This window comes from Pediococcus damnosus (assembly GCF_001437255.1).
Lineage (GTDB): Bacteria > Bacillota > Bacilli > Lactobacillales > Lactobacillaceae > Pediococcus > Pediococcus damnosus.
On the sequence record NZ_JQBD01000041.1, the window covers coordinates 1 to 16,837 of the forward strand.

The window sequence follows — 16,837 nt, forward strand, 5'->3', positions numbered from 1 at the left end:
ATCTCCACCAATACGATTTGACAGAGACCCCGTTTTTTTAGGTTTATTTCTTATCTTTTGGTTCGCCAATGTCATAGTCTTTATCAGACATGGTTTCAAGTTTTCCTAATCGATAGCCATTACCAACCTGTGAGAAGAAATCATGATTAGCAGTTCCTGTAGAGATTCCGTTCATTACAATTGGATTTACATCAGCTTCGGTATCAGGGAAGAGAGGATTTTGTCCTAAGTTCATCAAGGCCTTGTTTGCGTTGTAACGGGTAAAGGTCAATACTTGATCTGTCCAGCCAACTTGGTCATATAAAACATGGACATATTTTTCTTCATTATCATAAAGTTCATACAAGAAGTTAAACATCCAGTCTTTAAGCTCTTGTTGTTTACTTTCTGATAATTCTTTCATAGCTAACTGAAATTTATAACCAATGTAAGTTCCATGGACAGATTCATCACGAAGGATTAACTTAATGATTTCTGCAACGTTAGTTAACTTATTGTGGCCAAGGTAATAAAGGGGTGTAAAGAAACCAGAATAAAATAAGAAAGTTTCCAAAAAGACACTCGAAATCTTTTTCTTTAGTGGATCACCATCATCATGGTAAAGGGTGTAAATTTTCTTTGTTTTATTCTGAAGAAATTCTTCACTGTCACTCCATGAGAAGATTTCATCAATTTCGTCTGGCGTATTAAGAGTCTCAAAAATTGATGAGTAACTCTTTGAATGAACAGATTCCATAAATTGAATGTTGTTTAATACAGCAGTTTCGTGAGGCGTTCGAACGTCTTTTCTTAAAGCCGCCATCCCGTCTTGAGATTGAAGCGTATCAAGTAAGGTGAGACCACCAAAAACATGGCCAACTACCCATTTATGATCCTCGTCTAATGTACGCCAGTCATCAAGATCGTTAGAAATGGGAATTCTAGTATCAAGCCAAAATTGTTCTGTTAACTTTTCCCATGTTGCCTTATCAATTTCATCGGAAACTTGATTCCAATTTATTGCTTTATAATTACCATCTTTGTTCCATTTGATTGGATTTAAATCTGCAAAAGAATCTGCCATTATTTTTGTTCCTTTCTGAACTAAATTAAATTGAACAACTTTCACATTGATTGACGCCAACTTCACCGTCATTATCGGTGAATGTTCGAATATAATAAATAGATTTAATTCCCTTATTATAAGCATAGTTACGCAGAATGTTCAAATCCCTTGTGGTCATCTTATTTGTTCGGCCATCTTTCCATTCGTACATGCCTTCTGGGATTGTTGATCGCATGAAGAAAGTCATACTCATCCCTTGATCGACATGTTGCTGAGCGGCTGCATAGATATCAACAACTTTACGCATATCAATATCATAGGCAGACTGATAATATTTCAAAGTACTGTTGTCAAGATATGGAGCTGGGAAGTAAATTTTGCCAATTTTCTTTTCCTGACGTTCTTCGACGCGATTAACGATTGGTTGTAAACTAGCGGTTGCATCATTAATGTAAGAAATGGAACCCGTTGGGGCAACAGCCATTCGATTTTGATGATAAAGGCCATCTTTCATAACGGCTTCTTTTAATGCTTGCCAATCAGCTTGAGTTGGAATATCAATCGTTTTGAAGAGTGACTGCACTTTTTCAGTTTTTGGACCCCAATCTTTCGAAACGTATTTATCGAAGTAGCTTCCATCCGCATACTTACTTTTTTCGAAATTGTGGAATGTTGTGTGACGTTCACGTGCAATTTTATTAGAAGCTTTTAAAGTCCAATAGTTTAGCAACATGAAATAAACACTTGTGAAATCAAGTGAATCGGCATTTCCATAAAACATGTGGTTCTTGGCTAGATAACCATGTAATCCCATTGCACCTAAACCAATTGTGTGTGCCAGCGCATTTCCGTTTTGAATGGAAGGTACCACACTGATATTAGAATGATCAGTTACAAAGGTTAAAGCACGAACCATTGTTTCAACAGAGTGGCCAAAATTAGGTGTATTCATCATATTGACAATGTTGGTTGAGCCAAGATTACAGCTAATGTCAGTTCCCATTGTTGTGTATTCTTGTTTGTCATTAATTTCAGAAGGAGTCTGAACTTGCATGATTTCAGAACACAAATTGCTCATCACAATTTTACCGTAGATTGGATTATCCCGGTTTGCTGTATCAACGTTGACAACATAAGGATAGCCGGATTCTTGTTGTAATTTAGAAAGCTCATTTTCGAGATCACGAGCTTTGAGTTTCGTTTTTGTGATATTAGGATTAGCGACCATATTGTCATACTCAGCAGTAATGTCGACATAAGAGAAGGGTTTGCCGTAAACTTTTTCAACTGAGTAAGGACTAAACAAATACATATCTTCATCATGCCGGGCTAAGTCGTAAAATTTATCTGGAATAACCACGCCTAGAGAAAGTGTTTTAACTCGGATTTTTTCATCGGCATTTTCCTTTTTTGCGGATAAGAACGAAATAATGTCCGGATGGAAAATATTGAGATAGACCACACCAGCACCTTGACGTTGACCTAGTTGGTTAGCATAGGAAAAACTATCCTCTAACAATTTCATGACAGGGACAACGCCACTAGCGGCACCTTGGATTCCTTTAATAGGCGCACCAGCCTCCCGCAAGTTGCTCAAGTTAATCCCAACGCCACCGCCTAATTTTGAAAGCTGGAGGGCAGAATTAATGGTTCGTCCAATTGCATTCATATCATCAGTTGCTTGAATTAAGAAACAAGAGACAAGCTCACCGCGTTGTTTTCTGCCCGCATTTAAGAAGCTAGGCGTTGCCGGTTGGTAGCGTTGATGAATAATTTCATCGGCAATGGACATGGCAAGATCTTCGTCACCATCAGCAAAATAGGTCGCATTCATAAAAACGCGATCAACAAAATGTTCCAAGTAGTAGCTGTTGTCGTTAGTTTTTAAAGCATATTGCGCATAAAATTTATAGGCAGCCATAAATGATTTAAAATGGAAATCTTGCTTGTTTAAAAAATCATACAGTTTTTGTAAAAATTCAGGAGAATACTTCTTAATGGATTCTTCCTCGATGTAATCATTTTTAATGAGATAATCAAGTCGATCTTGTAAGGAATCGAATTTCATTGTGTTAGGATTTACGTTTTCTTTTAAGAAGGCGGCTAGGGCCTCATGATCCTTGTTTAGAGGAATCTGATTGTTAACTGGAATGTTAATTTCATTATTTAAATCGTAGTATGTGACATCTTTAAGGTTCTTAAGACTCATAATTTCACGCCTTTCTGGGATCCTGTCTAAAAATGGAATAAATAAAAAAACGCCTAGCTGTGACAAGCAGCACGGTGCTTTTTAATGGTCTAACAAATATGTCGATCTGTTAGATGGCAAGTTGTTTTAAAACGTCTGGCCGGAATCCAGCAATTGGTTCGTTACCATTAGATTCAACCACAGGAACAGCCTGGAATCCGCGAGATTTTAAATAATCAATGTAGTCAGGATTAGTGTTAATATTTCGTTCTTTAAAAGGAATATTGTGTTCACTTAAGAAACGTTTTGTCATCTTACATTGCATACAGTTGTTTTTTGTATAAATTGTTACTTCACTCATGTTGCTCACCCTCAATTTCTCGGTACTTTTGTGTTTTTTGGAATACCTTCAGTATACAGCATCCTATGTAAAATTCAATGAAAAGACCACCATATTTAGTGTCATTTATGTTACGTACACTAAATATGGTGGTCTAATAAGGTTTCAAAGAAATTTTTTTGCTTGGTTTATTAAAAATAACTCGGAAGATCATTTGGACTCGGCCTAACGCTAAGTTAGGTGTGAATTCATTTAGATAATCCTTTATAATAGAAATCAGAATATGATTCCGATGAAAAACAAATAAAGGAAGAAATTAAATGACTGAATATTATTATACACAAAATCCAGATGTTTTACATGAGAAAACACAATGGCAATTTAAATTACTTTCGCATAATTTGACTTTTAATTCTGACAATGGTGTTTTTTCAAAACGAACAATTGACTTTGGTACGCGCACTTTGTTAGATGCGGTTGATTTGGAGGATTTGAAGCAAGGTGATGTATTAGATGTTGGTTGTGGTTATGGACCGATTGGACTGGCAATTGCGAAGGCCATTGACGATGTCCACGTTGACCTTGTGGATGTAAATTTAAGGGCGTTAGATTTATGTAAACAAAATGCAGCGCAAAATGGCATTCAAAATATTGAAATTTGGGAATCAGACACTTATGAAGCAGTTTCAAAAAAGAATTATCATACAATTTTATCTAATCCACCGGTTCGGGCTGGCAAACCAGTTGTCACAAAAATTTTAACGGGTGCATTTGATCATTTACAGGTTGGTGGGTCATTACTAATTGTTTTACAAAAAAAGCAAGGTGCACCCTCCGCAAAAAAAACAATGACGCAAACTTTTGGCAATGCAGAAATTATTTTAAAACAAAAAGGCTATTACATTATTAAAAGTGTGAAAGAGAAGGTAGTCGATGCAAAATGAATTGTCACCAAATCGAGAGCTTTATTTTATGAGTTTAGCATTCGAAGAGGCAAAAAAAGCCAAACTTATGGGTGAAGTGCCAATTGGAGCAGTTGTTGTTCATAACAATCAGATTATTGGTCGCGGTCATAATTTGCGAGAAAAAAATCAAGACGCGACTGCCCATGCAGAAGTGTTAGCGATTCAGGCAGCTTGTCGAACTTTAAATAGTTGGCGCCTATGGGACTGTCAATTATTTGTCACAGTGGAGCCATGCATGATGTGTAGTGGTGCCATTATTAATTCACAACTCCCAGAAATTTATTTTGGTACACGCGATCCTAAAGCAGGGATGGTTCAAAGCTTGTATCAACTTTTGAATGATCAGCGTCTAAACCACCAGGTACGCGTTTCTGAGGGACTTTTCCAAAAAGAATCTAGTCAAATTATGCAGGACTTTTTTCGTGAAATTCGGGATCGGAGAAAGAAGTTCAAAAAAAGTAAACAAATTAGTAGAAATTTTGAGTGATTTCGAGTATTATTAATAGTGCCGAGAGGCCTTAAGGCAAGGATGGACTCACGAATTGTGTCAGATCCGGAAGGAAGCAGCACTAAGTCTGCTCTGTCTTGTGCCTTAAGTTATTAGGAAATTGGTAAAACTCTTAGTCAACATGGCTAAGAGTTTTTTATATAGGTTACCAACTGAGAGGAATTTAAAAATGAGCTATCAGGCTTTATATCGCGTTTGGCGACCACAACGATTTGATGAAATCGTGGGCCAGCAAGTGATTACCCAAACATTAAAAAATGCCTTAATAACCGATCAAACTAGTCATGCTTATTTGTTCACAGGGCCACGGGGAACCGGAAAAACATCAGCCGCTAAGATATTTGCCAAGGCAATTAATTGTCGTCATTTAAAGGACGGAGAACCTTGTAATGAATGTGCAACTTGTAAAGCAATTACCCAAGGTCGATTAAATGATGTGATTGAGATCGATGCCGCTTCGAATAATGGTGTTGAGGAAATTCGTGATATTCGGGATAAGGCAAAGTATGCGCCGACGGAAGCAGATTACAAAGTTTATATTATTGATGAAGTTCATATGTTATCTACAGGGGCATTTAATGCTTTATTAAAAACATTGGAAGAACCACCAGCTAATGTGGTTTTTATCTTAGCAACCACTGAACCCCAAAAGATTCCTTTGACGATCATTTCCAGAACGCAGCGATTCGATTTTCGAAGAATTTCAATCAAAGATAGCTATGACCGAATGGCTTACATTTTGCAACAAAAACAAATTACATTTGATAAAAAAGCCTTATTGACGATTGCCAAGGCAGCTGAAGGGGGGATGCGAGATGCACTTAGTATCTTGGATCAAACCCTTTCGTTTGGTGATAATGAGATTACATTAAAAAACGCACTTCAAGTTACCGGGAGCGTTGGCCATGATCTGTTGAACACTTACGTTAAAGATGTCTCTGATCAAAAAGTCACATCTGCGTTGAACACACTGGAAAAAGTGTTAGCGGAAGGAAAAGATGCCAACCGTTTTATTGAAGATTTGATTAATTTCTGTCGAAATCTGTTGTTGTATCAACAAGATCCCTCACTTATTGTGGATCAAGAGTTGGGCGATGTGGATGAGCAGTTCAAATCATTTGCAGCTACGTTGAATGCAGAACGAATTTACCAGATGATTGATCATTTAAATGACACCCAACAGCAAATGCGGTTTACCACTCATCCAGATGTATATATGGAAGTTTTAACGATTAAATTGGCTGAACCAACTAAGGTAGCTAAGTCTGAAACTAATTTGCAGACAGTTACGGCAGGTGCGGATCAAGCACCAGTAGCAGCAACTGAGGGTGAACTTGGACAACTAAAAGATCAGGTAAAAGAATTAACGAATCAGGTTAAGAAGTTAGAAGGGCAAAGCCAGACAACTTCAAAACCGGCTGGTCAGAACAAGACAGTACGTAGTAATACAAGCAAACGTAAACAAGGCGTGAAACCAAATTTAACAAAGATTTATCCAGTTTTGGCCAACGCAACGAAACAAAATTTGGTACAATTAAAGGAGATTTGGCCAGATCTAATTGCAATGTTGGACGTGACACAGCGGGCATTGATGCACGTAGCTCAGCCAGTAGCAGCTAGCGAGTCAGGTGCTGTAATTGCTTTTGATTATGCGTTCTTATATGAAAAGGCAGCTGATGATGGTGATTTGCGTCAGTTGTTGAGCGAAGACATTGACAAATTAGTGGGTCATGATTTAAAAATTGCTTATGTAGATGCAGAGCAATGGCCAGAAATTCGTAAAAGTTATATTCAGCAGCACAAAGATGATTTGCAAAGTAACGAGTCTGAGTCAGATGAAACAAATGATGAAGAAACATCAAAAAGTGAGACTGCTTCTCAAACTGAACAAGATCCAGTAGTTACGCAAGCAGAGACGCTATTTGGTTCAGAAACGGTAGAAGTTAAAGATGATTAGTTAGAAAGGCGGAGTTAATATGCGCGGTGGAATGGGAAATATGCAAGGTATGATGCGTCAAATGCAAAAGATGCAAAAAAAGGTCACTGAAGAACAAGAAGGTCTTGATACAACAGAATTTACAGGAACGGCACCGGATGACATGGTAAAGGTAACTTTTACAGGTGACAAAACTATGAAGGATATTGCTATTAAGCCTGAAGCAGTTGATCCAGATGATGTCGATATGTTACAGGATTTGATTGTGGCAGCAGTCAATGATGCTATGAAAAAAATTACTGATGAGACAAACAAAACAATGGGCAAATACACAAAAGGTTTGCCAAAAATGTAAGAGTGAGGGGCTATAATGCAATATCCAGAGCCAATTGCGAAATTAATTGATAGTTATATGAAATTACCAGGAATTGGAGAAAAGAGTGCAACCCGGTTAGCATTTTTCACGATTAATATGGATCAGGATGATGTGACGGAGTTTGCTAAGGCATTGGTATCTGCAAAGCGTGATCTTCATTTTTGTAGTATTTGTGGAAACATTACCGAAGATGATCCTTGTGAGATTTGTCGAGACAAATCGCGTGATCAGGGAACTATTCTGGTTGTTGAGGATCCTAAAGACGTGATGTCAATGGAAGAAATGAAAGAATATCATGGTCTTTATCATGTGCTACAAGGTGTCCTTTCGCCAATGGAAGGAAAGGGCCCTGAAGATTTAAATATTTCTAGTTTGCTTAAACGATTGCAAAAAAATCAATCTGTTAAAGAAGTTATTGTAGCCACAAATGCAACTCCAGAAGGTGAAGCCACGGCAATGTATTTGTCACGACTCATTAAGCCAGCGGGAATTAAAGTAACCCGATTAGCACATGGATTATCAGTTGGTAGTGATATCGAGTATGCGGATCAAATGACTTTATTTAAAGCAGTTGAAGGTCGTACAGAGATGTAAAGTGTGCCGAAACATGCATGACATACTTTCAAGTATGTAATTAATCAAAAAGTGAGATGGCATTTTGACAGGAAAATTTATTTCGTTTGAGGGACCGGATGGTGCAGGGAAGACAACGGCCTTAAATACCATCGTGGCTGATCTAAAGCCCCAATTGAAAAAACAGTTAATTGTAACGCGTGAACCAGGTGGTAATCGGATTTCTGAAGCAATTCGAGATATTATCTTAGATCGTCAAAATACAGAGATGGATGATCGGACCGAGGCCCTGCTTTATGCAGCTGCCCGTCGACAACACATTGTGGAGACGATTGAACCGGCATTAAAAGCTAATAAACTAGTGTTATGTGATCGTTATATTGACAGCTCAGTTGCTTATCAGGGAGCCGGACGTGAAATTGGCGAGCAAGAGGTTTATCAAATGAATCTTTTTGCCACGGCCGGTTTATTGCCGGACTTAACCATTTACTTTGATGTCCCCTCTGAAATTGGGTTACAACGAATCATGACGCATCGAACTGATGAGATTAACCGTTTAGATGTTGAGCAATTATCGTTTCACAAGCGTGTTCGAGCTTCTTATTTAAAGCTCGCTAAGGAAAATCCGAAACGGATCAAATTGGTCGATGCAACTCAAAGCAAAGGTAAAGTTGTTTCAGATGTTGAGACGATTATTCGGAAAACCAATTCAGAATTCTTTAATGAATCAGGAGAGTGACAAATATGAAATTAATTATTGCGATTGTTCAAGATAAGGATGCAAGTCAATTAAGTGAGCAGTTTATTGATGCCAATATTCGGGCAACAAAATTGTCTACGACTGGTGGCTTTTTAAAAGCTGGAAATACGACTTACATGATCGGTATTGACGAAAAACGAGTTGATGAAGTTTTAACAATGGTTAAGGAATCTTCACATAGTCGTGAAGAGTTTATGACCCCACCTGTAAACTTGGATGCTAGCATGGAAGATACAACAGCTTATCCAGTTAAAGTCCAGGTTGGTGGTGCAACAGTGTTTGTCCTCCCAATTGAGAAATTCAAACAATTCTGAAGCAGTCAGTAGAGGAGTAGCAGATGACTGAAGAAGTTGGAATCCAAAGTACAGTTAAAGAAAAGCAACCAGAATTAGTTGAACATTTTGCAAAGGTCATCGCGGCGCATAAATTGGCCCATGCCTATTTGTTTGCTGGTGAATCAGGGATTGGAAAAGACGAATTGGCAACCTGGATTGCGATGCGTCTTTTTTGTTTAAATGTTCAAAATGATATGCCTTGTGGAAAATGCCAAGAATGTCGAAGAATCAGTACAAATCAGCATCCAGATGTGATTGTTGTTAAACCTGATGGACAAAGTATTAAGGTTGACCAGGTTAGATTTCTAAAATCTGAGTTTACTAAGAGTGCGGTTGAGGGAAATCAAAAGATATTTATTATTTCTGATGCGGATAAAATGACGTCTGGAGCTGCAAACAGTCTTTTAAAATTTATTGAAGAACCAAGTCCTAATGTGACTGCGTTTCTGCTAACAACTAATAAGAATTTGATGTTACCAACCATCATCTCTAGAACTGAAGTAGTAGAATTGAAGCCATTGGTACCGGCCCAGTTTAAGGCTCAATTACAAGGAAAAGGAATTACGCCTAGTTTAATTGCGATGACTATGAACCTAACTAATAGTGCCGTAGAAGTCGAAAATTGGTTGGCGGATGACTGGTTAACACTAGTCCAATCTGCGGTTAGTCGTTGGTTTTTATTAGTTTTCCAAAAAGATATGCGAGCATTCGTTGAAGTTCAGGCTAAAATTACAGGTTTGGCAAAAACTAAAGAAAATCAACAATTAATTTTGGATATTGTCATGTTGTATTGCCGTGAAGCCTTGATTTTAAAAGTGAATCCAAAAAATTCGCGATTAAGTTTTCCAAATCAGGATGCACAAATTGAAAAAGGACTTACACAAAAATCAGAAAACAGTTTGATGGCGGCCACAGAACAAGCATTGCAAGCTAAAAATTTGTTAAATCGTAATGTGAGTTTTCAAAACGTTTTAGAGGCGTTAACCATCAAACTATGTCGTGTTTATTGAGTCATTCTAAGATTAAAGACTGTGAATGAGGTGAAACTGTGAATAAACGAGAGATGTACGAAAGCTTTGATGGTCTTCAAGAAGAATCAAAAAAAATGTCAGATCAAATTGAAGAATTGCAAAATGGACTGACTGAAATTCTTGAAGAAAATGCGGAGCTGGTTATCGAAAACGAGCATTTACGTGAGCAATTAGGTAAATATGAGCAACCATCAAAAAGAGAGACTTCCAAAAGTACTAAACATGGTCTTTCTAAATCTCGTAAAAACTTAGAAAAGTTATATGGTCGTGGCTATCATGTTTGCAATGAATGGTTTGGCAAGCATCGTGAAAATGACGAACCATGTGCCTTTTGTCTTGATGTCATTTATGGTGATCGGTAAGGAGACTGAAAAAGTGCAATCACAAAAAAGTTTTGCAAAAGATCAAGCTAGTGGGACATTGTATTTAGTGCCAACGCCAATTGGTAATCTTGGTGACATGACATTTAGAGCCGTTGAGATATTAAAAGAGGTTGATATTATTGCCTCAGAAGATACCCGAAACACGCAAAAACTACTCAATCATTTCGAAATTGAAACCAAACAAATCAGTTTTCATGAATACAATACTCATGAGCGGGTTCCGGAGTTGGTTGAACGTTTGAAAAATGGTGAGACCATTGCCCAGGTCAGTGATGCCGGAATGCCCTCAATTAGTGACCCCGGACATGATTTGGTTGTGGCATGTATTAAACAGGGTATTACGGTTGTTCCGTTGCCAGGAGCAAATGCAGGACTAACTGCCTTGATTGCTTCTGGTTTGGAACCCCAGCCGTTTTATTTTTTCGGGTTTCTTAATCGAAAACCTGTGGAGCAAAAGCGTCAATTAGAAAAGTTAGTTAATAAAGAAGAAACCCTCATTTTTTATGAGGCACCCCATCGGTTGAAAAAGACTTTAACCAATATGAGCAGCATATTGGGCAAAGATCGATCAGCGGTGTTGTGTCGTGAGCTCACAAAGAAATTCGAAGAGTTTTTACGCGGAACCTTGGCGGAGCTGTTAGAATGGGCTAATGACAATGAGATTCGCGGTGAATTTGTAGTAATTGTGGAGGGCAATAGTCATGCTGTTCAACCCGGTGAACAATTACCGGAAATTCCCATCGAGGATCAGATTAATAATTTGATTAGTGCCGGCGAGAAGCCAACTGCTGCAATTAAAAAAGTTGCTAAATTGCGGGGGTTAAAAAAGCAGGATGTTTATGCACTGTATCATCATTTAAATGATAAAGATCAGCCTGATTAAGAGTTTTGAATTTTTAATTTTTTTAAATGTGTTTAAACAACAGATAGACAGTTGTTTAGAGTTATATTTTTGTGGTATAAATCGTGGCTATTCCGCGTTTTGAATCTAGCGTAAACTAGATTGTTTTAAACCACTAATTCAAGAGGAGATTGACATGGCAGGGAAAAAATTTAGTGAAACACATAGATTGGTTTATTATGATGGCGATCGAACCTCGCGAGCTTCAATTCCAATGCTGATAAATTTAATGGTGTTAGCTTCAGAGGATCAAAGTGAAGAATTAGGAGTGGTCACGCCAGAAGTTTTAAAATATGGTGTAGGTTGGGTGGTTACCCAGTATTCCATCGAAATCAATACTTTGCCTAAAATCGGGACAACGATTCATTTGTCTACCGAAGCTACTGCTCATAACAAATTCTTTTGCGAACGTCACTTTGGAATTGAGGACGAATCTGGAAAGCCACTATTGGAGGCCAACAGCAATTTTGTTCAGATGAATCATAAAACACGACGGATGGGGAAACTCATTCCTGAGTTGATTGATCCATATGGTAGCGATGAAGTGAAACGATTAACGCGGTTACCGCGCGTCCAAAAAATTCCTGATGGTCAAAAAGTTTTAAAAAAACAGTATGCGGTTCGCTATTTCGACTTGGATACCAATGGCCATGTGAATAATTCGCATTACTTTGAATGGTTGCTGGATGTTTTGCCGGCTGACTTTTTACAAACGCATATGCCGACGCATTTAAATATTCAATATCATAAAGAAATTCAATATGGACATACTGTCGTGAGTGAAGTAGCAAAAACAACTGGTGAAAATGATGAAATGGTAACTTTACATAGAATGTCGGTGAACGGTGAAATCTATTGTGAAGCGGATTGTAGTTGGACATCGATAGCCAACTAACGACCAAAAAGCCTACTTATATGTTATAATTGTGGCAAAGTCTATGGAAACGGAGTGACATAAATGGCAATTTTAGTACTTGGTGGTGCAGGCTATATTGGTTCACATATGGTCAAACGATTGATTGAGCAAAATGAAGATGTGGTTGTTATTGATAACTTGGTAACGGGACATCAACAAGCAATTTCAAAGCAAGCGCGTTTTTATCAAGGGGACGTTAGAGACCGAGAATTCTTAGATCAGGTCTTTACCAAAGAAAATATCGATACGGTTATTCATTTTGCGGCTTTTTCAGTGGTTCCTGAATCAATGAAAGACCCGCTAAAGTATTTTGATAACAATACAGGTGGCATGATTAATTTACTGGAAGCTATGCATGCGCATCATGTCAACCGAATCGTATTTTCTTCCACTGCGGCCACATATGGTAATCCTAAAAATGATACGATTAAAGAAACAGATCCACAGAATCCAATTAATCCTTATGGTGAAAGCAAACTTATGATGGAAAAAATTATGCATTGGGCAGATGTTGCCTATGGCATTAAATTTGTAGCTCTTCGCTACTTTAATGTTGCAGGAGCTGCTGCGGATGGCACAATTGGTGAGGATCATAACCCTGAAACCCATCTCATTCCGATTGTTTTGCAGGTGGCTTCTGGAAAACGCGATGAGTTGCAAATATTTGGAGACGACTACAAAACACCAGATGGTACAAATATCCGTGATTATGTGCATGTAACTGATCTGGCCGATGCTCATATTTTAGCGATGAAGTATCTTCAGACTGGTAATGATAGTGATGCATTTAATTTAGGCTCTTCCACAGGATTCTCTGTAAAACAAATTCTAGAAGCTGCACGAGTTGCAACTGGCAAAGAAATTCCAGCCAAAATTGCAGCTCGTCGTGGTGGAGATCCTGATACGTTAGTTGCTAAAAGTGACAAAGCACGAAAGGTCTTACACTGGCAACCACAGTATGATGATATTCACGAAATCATTAAAACCGCTTGGAATTGGACGCAAAAGCATCCAAATGGTTTTGAGGATCAAAAATAAATGCAGAGAACTCGACAATCGGTGATGATTTGCGAGTTCTTTTTTATCAATGCTCATTCTTCGGAAAAATTGTGATAAGATATTTAAAGAATAGAACGAGAAAAGGAAATTTGTTATGAAATTATTGGCGTTAGATACTTCAAATCGGCCGTTAAGTGTAGCGGTTTTGGATGATGGACAATTACTGGCAATGACAACCACAAATATTCGTAAGAATCATAGTATTCAGTTGCTACCAATTATTGAAGCTTTGGTGAAACAGGCTGGCATAACGGTGCAAGATTTGGATCGGATTGTGGTAGCGGATGGACCGGGATCATATACTGGGCTTCGGATTGCAACGACGACTGCCAAAACACTAGCCTATACTTTGAATATTGACCTCGTGGCAATTTCTAGCTTACGGGCTTTAGCCGCAAACGTGATCGATGAAAATCGCCTCATTGTGCCCTTATTTGATGCACGAAGAGAAAATGTCTTTGCCGGGATCTATGAACGAACTAGTGATGGGCTAGTATCTGTTATGGATGATCAACATTTGTCTATTAAAGAATTGGCCGCCCAATTATTAGGCATGCAAAAGCCTGTCTGGTTTGTGGGTCAGGATGTGGCCACCTATGCCGCGTTTGTGCAAGATCAATTGGGTTCTAATTTTCATCAAGTATCGGATGCATTAAATCTTCCTAACGCTTTTGCTCTCGGAAACCTCGGATTGCATGCCGAACCAGTGGCTCATCCATTTAATTTTGTGCCACGATATTTACGGCTGACCGAAGCGGAAGTTGAGTGGAAGAAACGTCATCCACAAGAGGACACGAAACCATATGTTGAAAGAAATTAAAGAATTAATAAAAAATCGCCTTTTTAATCGTACAAAACGGTTGAGAGAACAGGCTTTTGAAATCCATGATCATGTAGTTAAAATCGAAGCAGATACGTATTTTATTGCCAAAGCAATGATTACGGATATTCCTGAGATTTTAAATGTGGAACGTTCCGTCTATGAAGGGCAGACACCATGGGATCGAGTCGCATTTTCTACCGAACTTCGCCGTAAATTTGATCGGCTTTATTTGGTTATCCGTTATCATGATCGGATGCTCGGATTCATTGGTGCTTCTTTTGATGATCGAACGGCCACGGCCCACATTACGAATATCGCTGTGGTACCAGATAAACAGAATCATGGAATTGGTGCATATTTATTGAAAACGATGATCGGCAAGGCTGAATATATTGGATATAAGAAAATCACCCTTGAAGTCAGAAAAAGCAATGTGCGGGCACAGGCACTTTATTTAAAAATGGGATTTGAAAAAAATGGAGTTAAAGCACATTATTATTTCGGTGACCATGAAGATGCAATTGATATGACTTTAACATTGGGCCAAAAGGATTAGGAGAATTATGACTAAAAAGAACTTAATTTTAGCATTTGAATCGAGTTGTGATGAGACAAGCGTGGCTGTTATTGAAAACGGCGAAAAGATATTGTCAAATATTGTTGCAACACAAATTAATAGCCACAAACGTTTTGGTGGTGTGGTACCGGAAGTTGCTAGTCGCCATCATATTGAGCAAATTACCATTTGTATTGACGAGGCACTGCAAAAAGCACACGTCAAAACGAGTGATTTGACTGCGGTGGCCGTTACATATGGGCCCGGATTGGTTGGTGCATTATTGGTTGGCGTATCAGCAGCTAAATCATTTGCGTACGCGAATGATTTACCACTGGTTCCAGTAAATCATATGGCTGGCCATATTTATGCAGCGCGATTTGTGAAACCAATTGTTTTTCCTTCCATGGCACTGTTAGTTTCTGGTGGACATACAGAACTTGTTTATATGCCGTATGAAAATGAATTTCAAATTATTGGCGAAACGCGTGATGATGCAGCTGGAGAAGCCTATGATAAAATTGGACGAGTTTTAGGAATAACTTATCCTGCAGGCAAGCCAATTGATGAGTTAGCCCACCAAGGAAAGGATACTTTTCACTTTCCACGGGCGATGGTTCATGACGATAATTTTGATTTTAGTTTCAGCGGATTGAAGAGTGCTTTTATTAATACAGTTCATCATGCTGATCAAGTAAATGAAACGTTAAATCGGGCAGATTTGGCAGCCAGTTTTCAACAGAGTGTGGTAGATGTTATCGTTAAAAAAACTTTGGTGGCTTGTGAAAAGTTCTCGATTAAACAACTTGTTTTGGCAGGTGGGGTTGCTGCTAATCAGGGGCTCAGAGAAACATTGTCGAAAAAGCTTAGTGAAAAACAGCCAGATTTGGATTTTGTCAAAGCACCCTTAAAATATTGTGGTGATAATGCGGCAATGATTGGCGCTGCCGGTTATGTAGCAATGAAACACAATGTTTTTGCCGATGCAAGTTTAAATGCGGAGCCAAGTTTGGAATTTGATTGGGTGCCAGATGCCATCAAATAAGATGAAGCGGGGACAAAAGTATGACAGAAAATAAATTTACAAAAATGAAAAATGAAATTGATGCAATTATTGATCGCGGCGATGTTTATGGCGCTTCGTTTAGTTTTATTAATGAAACTAAAATTGATAGTTTTTATCATGGATTTCAAGGAAAAGATATTTTTGCAGAACGTTTAGATCCATCGATGATCTATGATGTCTCCTCTTTAACGAAAGTGGTTGCCACAACGACTCGTGTTTTTCAGCTGTTAGCTGTTCATGAGTTGGGTCTGAAAGATTCTGTTACTGCTTATTTGCCGGGATTTTTGCATCCTGAAGTGACCATCGAAAACTTATTATTACACAACAGTGGATTACCGGCTGATGTGGACAATTTGCATAGCCTAACGGGTGTAGAACTTGTAAAAAAGATTTATGAAGATCCACTAGTTAGTAAGCCAGGTGAAAAAACAATTTATTCTGATTTAGGTTTTATTTTATTAGGGTTAATTATTCGGACATTAAATGGTTCTATTGACCGAAGTGTTCAGGACCATATTTGGTATCCGCTTGCCATGACAAATACAGGATATAATTTAAATCGACCAAAGTCACGATTTGTTCCTACTGAAGTCGATCCTCAGCGTGGCCAAATTCAAGGGCAAGTTCACGATTATAAGGCGTTATTATTAAACGGTGAAAGTGGACATTCTGGCCTATTTTCAACACTTAGTGATTTAACTGTGTTTACCGAAATGATGATTAATCGTGGGAAGTATCAGAAAAAAGAAATTTTAGACCCGAATTTATTTGATTTAATGGCTAGTTATGACGAAAACGGGCGAACATTGGGATGGCGTCGACTTAACCATAAGGAACAGTACGTACAAACTGGGTACACCGGCACTATTTTGGCGTTTGATCCAGTTAAAAAGCAAGGATTTGTATGTTTGACAAATCGAATTTATCCAACGCGTGATGATAAACGTTGGAACCAAGATCGCGATCGTTTATTGAAAATGTTTTTTGAAAATTAATTGTTTCTACAAAAGAAGGTACAAACTCAGTCAAGTGAGTTTGTACCTTCTTTTAGGTGCGCCCGGCATGGGCGCTAACTA

The 16,837-nt window shown here is 38.3% G+C and carries 19 protein-coding genes and 1 other RNA gene; 17 read left to right on the forward strand and 3 right to left on the reverse strand.

What is annotated here, in order from left to right:
- Window positions 1–43: 43 nt before the first annotated feature.
- From nrdF to IV84_RS06260, 3 genes are all read right to left on the reverse strand, one after another.
- The gene (nrdF, locus tag IV84_RS06250; protein WP_046871069.1) at window positions 44–1,063 is read right to left on the reverse strand and encodes a class 1b ribonucleoside-diphosphate reductase subunit beta; all 1,020 of its coding nucleotides are present in this window, start codon (window positions 1,061–1,063) and stop codon (window positions 44–46) included.
- 25 nt (window positions 1,064–1,088) lie between these two features.
- Entirely contained in the window at window positions 1,089–3,254 is a 2,166-nt protein-coding gene (gene nrdE / locus IV84_RS06255) for a class 1b ribonucleoside-diphosphate reductase subunit alpha (protein WP_046871053.1), read from the reverse strand.
- A 109-nt stretch (window positions 3,255–3,363) separates the two neighbouring features.
- Window positions 3,364–3,594, reverse strand: coding sequence for a redoxin NrdH (locus tag IV84_RS06260; protein WP_046871054.1), 231 nt, complete (start codon window positions 3,592–3,594; stop codon window positions 3,364–3,366).
- 299 nt (window positions 3,595–3,893) lie between these two features.
- Here IV84_RS06260 and IV84_RS06265 point away from each other — a divergent pair, with 299 nt between their 5' ends.
- From IV84_RS06265 to IV84_RS06340, 17 genes are all read left to right on the forward strand, one after another.
- Window positions 3,894–4,517 (forward strand): class I SAM-dependent methyltransferase, encoded by a 624-nt coding sequence (locus IV84_RS06265; protein WP_056986262.1) that lies wholly within the window; start codon window positions 3,894–3,896, stop codon window positions 4,515–4,517.
- A complete protein-coding gene (tadA, locus tag IV84_RS06270) occupies window positions 4,507–5,025 on the forward strand; it encodes a tRNA adenosine(34) deaminase TadA (RefSeq protein ID WP_046871055.1) in 519 nt (172 codons plus the stop codon). Before IV84_RS06265 ends, tadA begins: the two co-directional genes overlap by 11 nt.
- Before the next feature lie 28 nt (window positions 5,026–5,053).
- Window positions 5,054–5,140: signal recognition particle sRNA small type (ffs, locus tag IV84_RS10700), an RNA gene on the forward strand.
- 75 nt (window positions 5,141–5,215) lie between these two features.
- Window positions 5,216–7,003, forward strand: coding sequence for a DNA polymerase III subunit gamma/tau (gene dnaX, locus IV84_RS06275; RefSeq protein WP_046871056.1), 1,788 nt, complete (start codon window positions 5,216–5,218; stop codon window positions 7,001–7,003).
- A 19-nt stretch (window positions 7,004–7,022) separates the two neighbouring features.
- Window positions 7,023–7,337 carry a YbaB/EbfC family nucleoid-associated protein gene (locus IV84_RS06280; protein WP_046871057.1) on the forward strand — a complete coding sequence of 105 codons (315 nt, stop codon included), beginning with the start codon at window positions 7,023–7,025 and terminating at the stop codon, window positions 7,335–7,337.
- Between the two features lie 15 nt (window positions 7,338–7,352).
- Complete coding sequence (recR, locus tag IV84_RS06285) at window positions 7,353–7,952, forward strand: recombination mediator RecR (RefSeq protein WP_046871058.1); 600 nt, start codon at window positions 7,353–7,355, stop codon at window positions 7,950–7,952.
- 64 nt (window positions 7,953–8,016) lie between these two features.
- Window positions 8,017–8,670 carry a dTMP kinase gene (tmk, locus tag IV84_RS06290; protein WP_046871059.1) on the forward strand — a complete coding sequence of 218 codons (654 nt, stop codon included), beginning with the start codon at window positions 8,017–8,019 and terminating at the stop codon, window positions 8,668–8,670.
- A gap of 5 nt (window positions 8,671–8,675) precedes the next feature.
- On the forward strand, window positions 8,676–9,005 hold the full coding sequence (locus IV84_RS06295) for a cyclic-di-AMP receptor (RefSeq protein WP_056986263.1): 330 nt from the start codon (window positions 8,676–8,678) through the stop codon (window positions 9,003–9,005).
- Window positions 9,006–9,028: 23 nt separating this feature from the next.
- A complete protein-coding gene (holB, locus tag IV84_RS06300) occupies window positions 9,029–10,036 on the forward strand; it encodes a DNA polymerase III subunit delta' (protein WP_046871060.1) in 1,008 nt (335 codons plus the stop codon).
- Between the two features lie 38 nt (window positions 10,037–10,074).
- Window positions 10,075–10,419 (forward strand): DNA replication initiation control protein YabA, encoded by a 345-nt coding sequence (locus IV84_RS06305; RefSeq protein WP_046871061.1) that lies wholly within the window; start codon window positions 10,075–10,077, stop codon window positions 10,417–10,419.
- A gap of 13 nt (window positions 10,420–10,432) precedes the next feature.
- Window positions 10,433–11,323 (forward strand): 16S rRNA (cytidine(1402)-2'-O)-methyltransferase, encoded by an 891-nt coding sequence (rsmI, locus tag IV84_RS06310; protein WP_046871062.1) that lies wholly within the window; start codon window positions 10,433–10,435, stop codon window positions 11,321–11,323.
- A 154-nt stretch (window positions 11,324–11,477) separates the two neighbouring features.
- A complete protein-coding gene (locus IV84_RS06315; RefSeq protein ID WP_056986264.1) occupies window positions 11,478–12,236 on the forward strand; it encodes an acyl-[acyl-carrier-protein] thioesterase in 759 nt (252 codons plus the stop codon).
- Between the two features lie 63 nt (window positions 12,237–12,299).
- A complete protein-coding gene (gene galE / locus IV84_RS06320) occupies window positions 12,300–13,295 on the forward strand; it encodes a UDP-glucose 4-epimerase GalE (RefSeq protein WP_046871064.1) in 996 nt (331 codons plus the stop codon).
- 115 nt (window positions 13,296–13,410) lie between these two features.
- Window positions 13,411–14,136 (forward strand): tRNA (adenosine(37)-N6)-threonylcarbamoyltransferase complex dimerization subunit type 1 TsaB, encoded by a 726-nt coding sequence (gene tsaB, locus IV84_RS06325; RefSeq protein ID WP_046871065.1) that lies wholly within the window; start codon window positions 13,411–13,413, stop codon window positions 14,134–14,136.
- On the forward strand, window positions 14,120–14,695 hold the full coding sequence (rimI, locus tag IV84_RS06330) for a ribosomal protein S18-alanine N-acetyltransferase (protein WP_046871066.1): 576 nt from the start codon (window positions 14,120–14,122) through the stop codon (window positions 14,693–14,695). The genes tsaB and rimI overlap by 17 nt, the downstream gene beginning before the upstream one ends.
- Before the next feature lie 7 nt (window positions 14,696–14,702).
- The gene (gene tsaD, locus IV84_RS06335) at window positions 14,703–15,740 is read left to right on the forward strand and encodes a tRNA (adenosine(37)-N6)-threonylcarbamoyltransferase complex transferase subunit TsaD (RefSeq protein ID WP_046871067.1); all 1,038 of its coding nucleotides are present in this window, start codon (window positions 14,703–14,705) and stop codon (window positions 15,738–15,740) included.
- Between the two features lie 20 nt (window positions 15,741–15,760).
- Window positions 15,761–16,756 (forward strand): serine hydrolase domain-containing protein, encoded by a 996-nt coding sequence (locus tag IV84_RS06340; RefSeq protein ID WP_056986265.1) that lies wholly within the window; start codon window positions 15,761–15,763, stop codon window positions 16,754–16,756.
- Window positions 16,757–16,837: the final 81 nt, after the last annotated feature.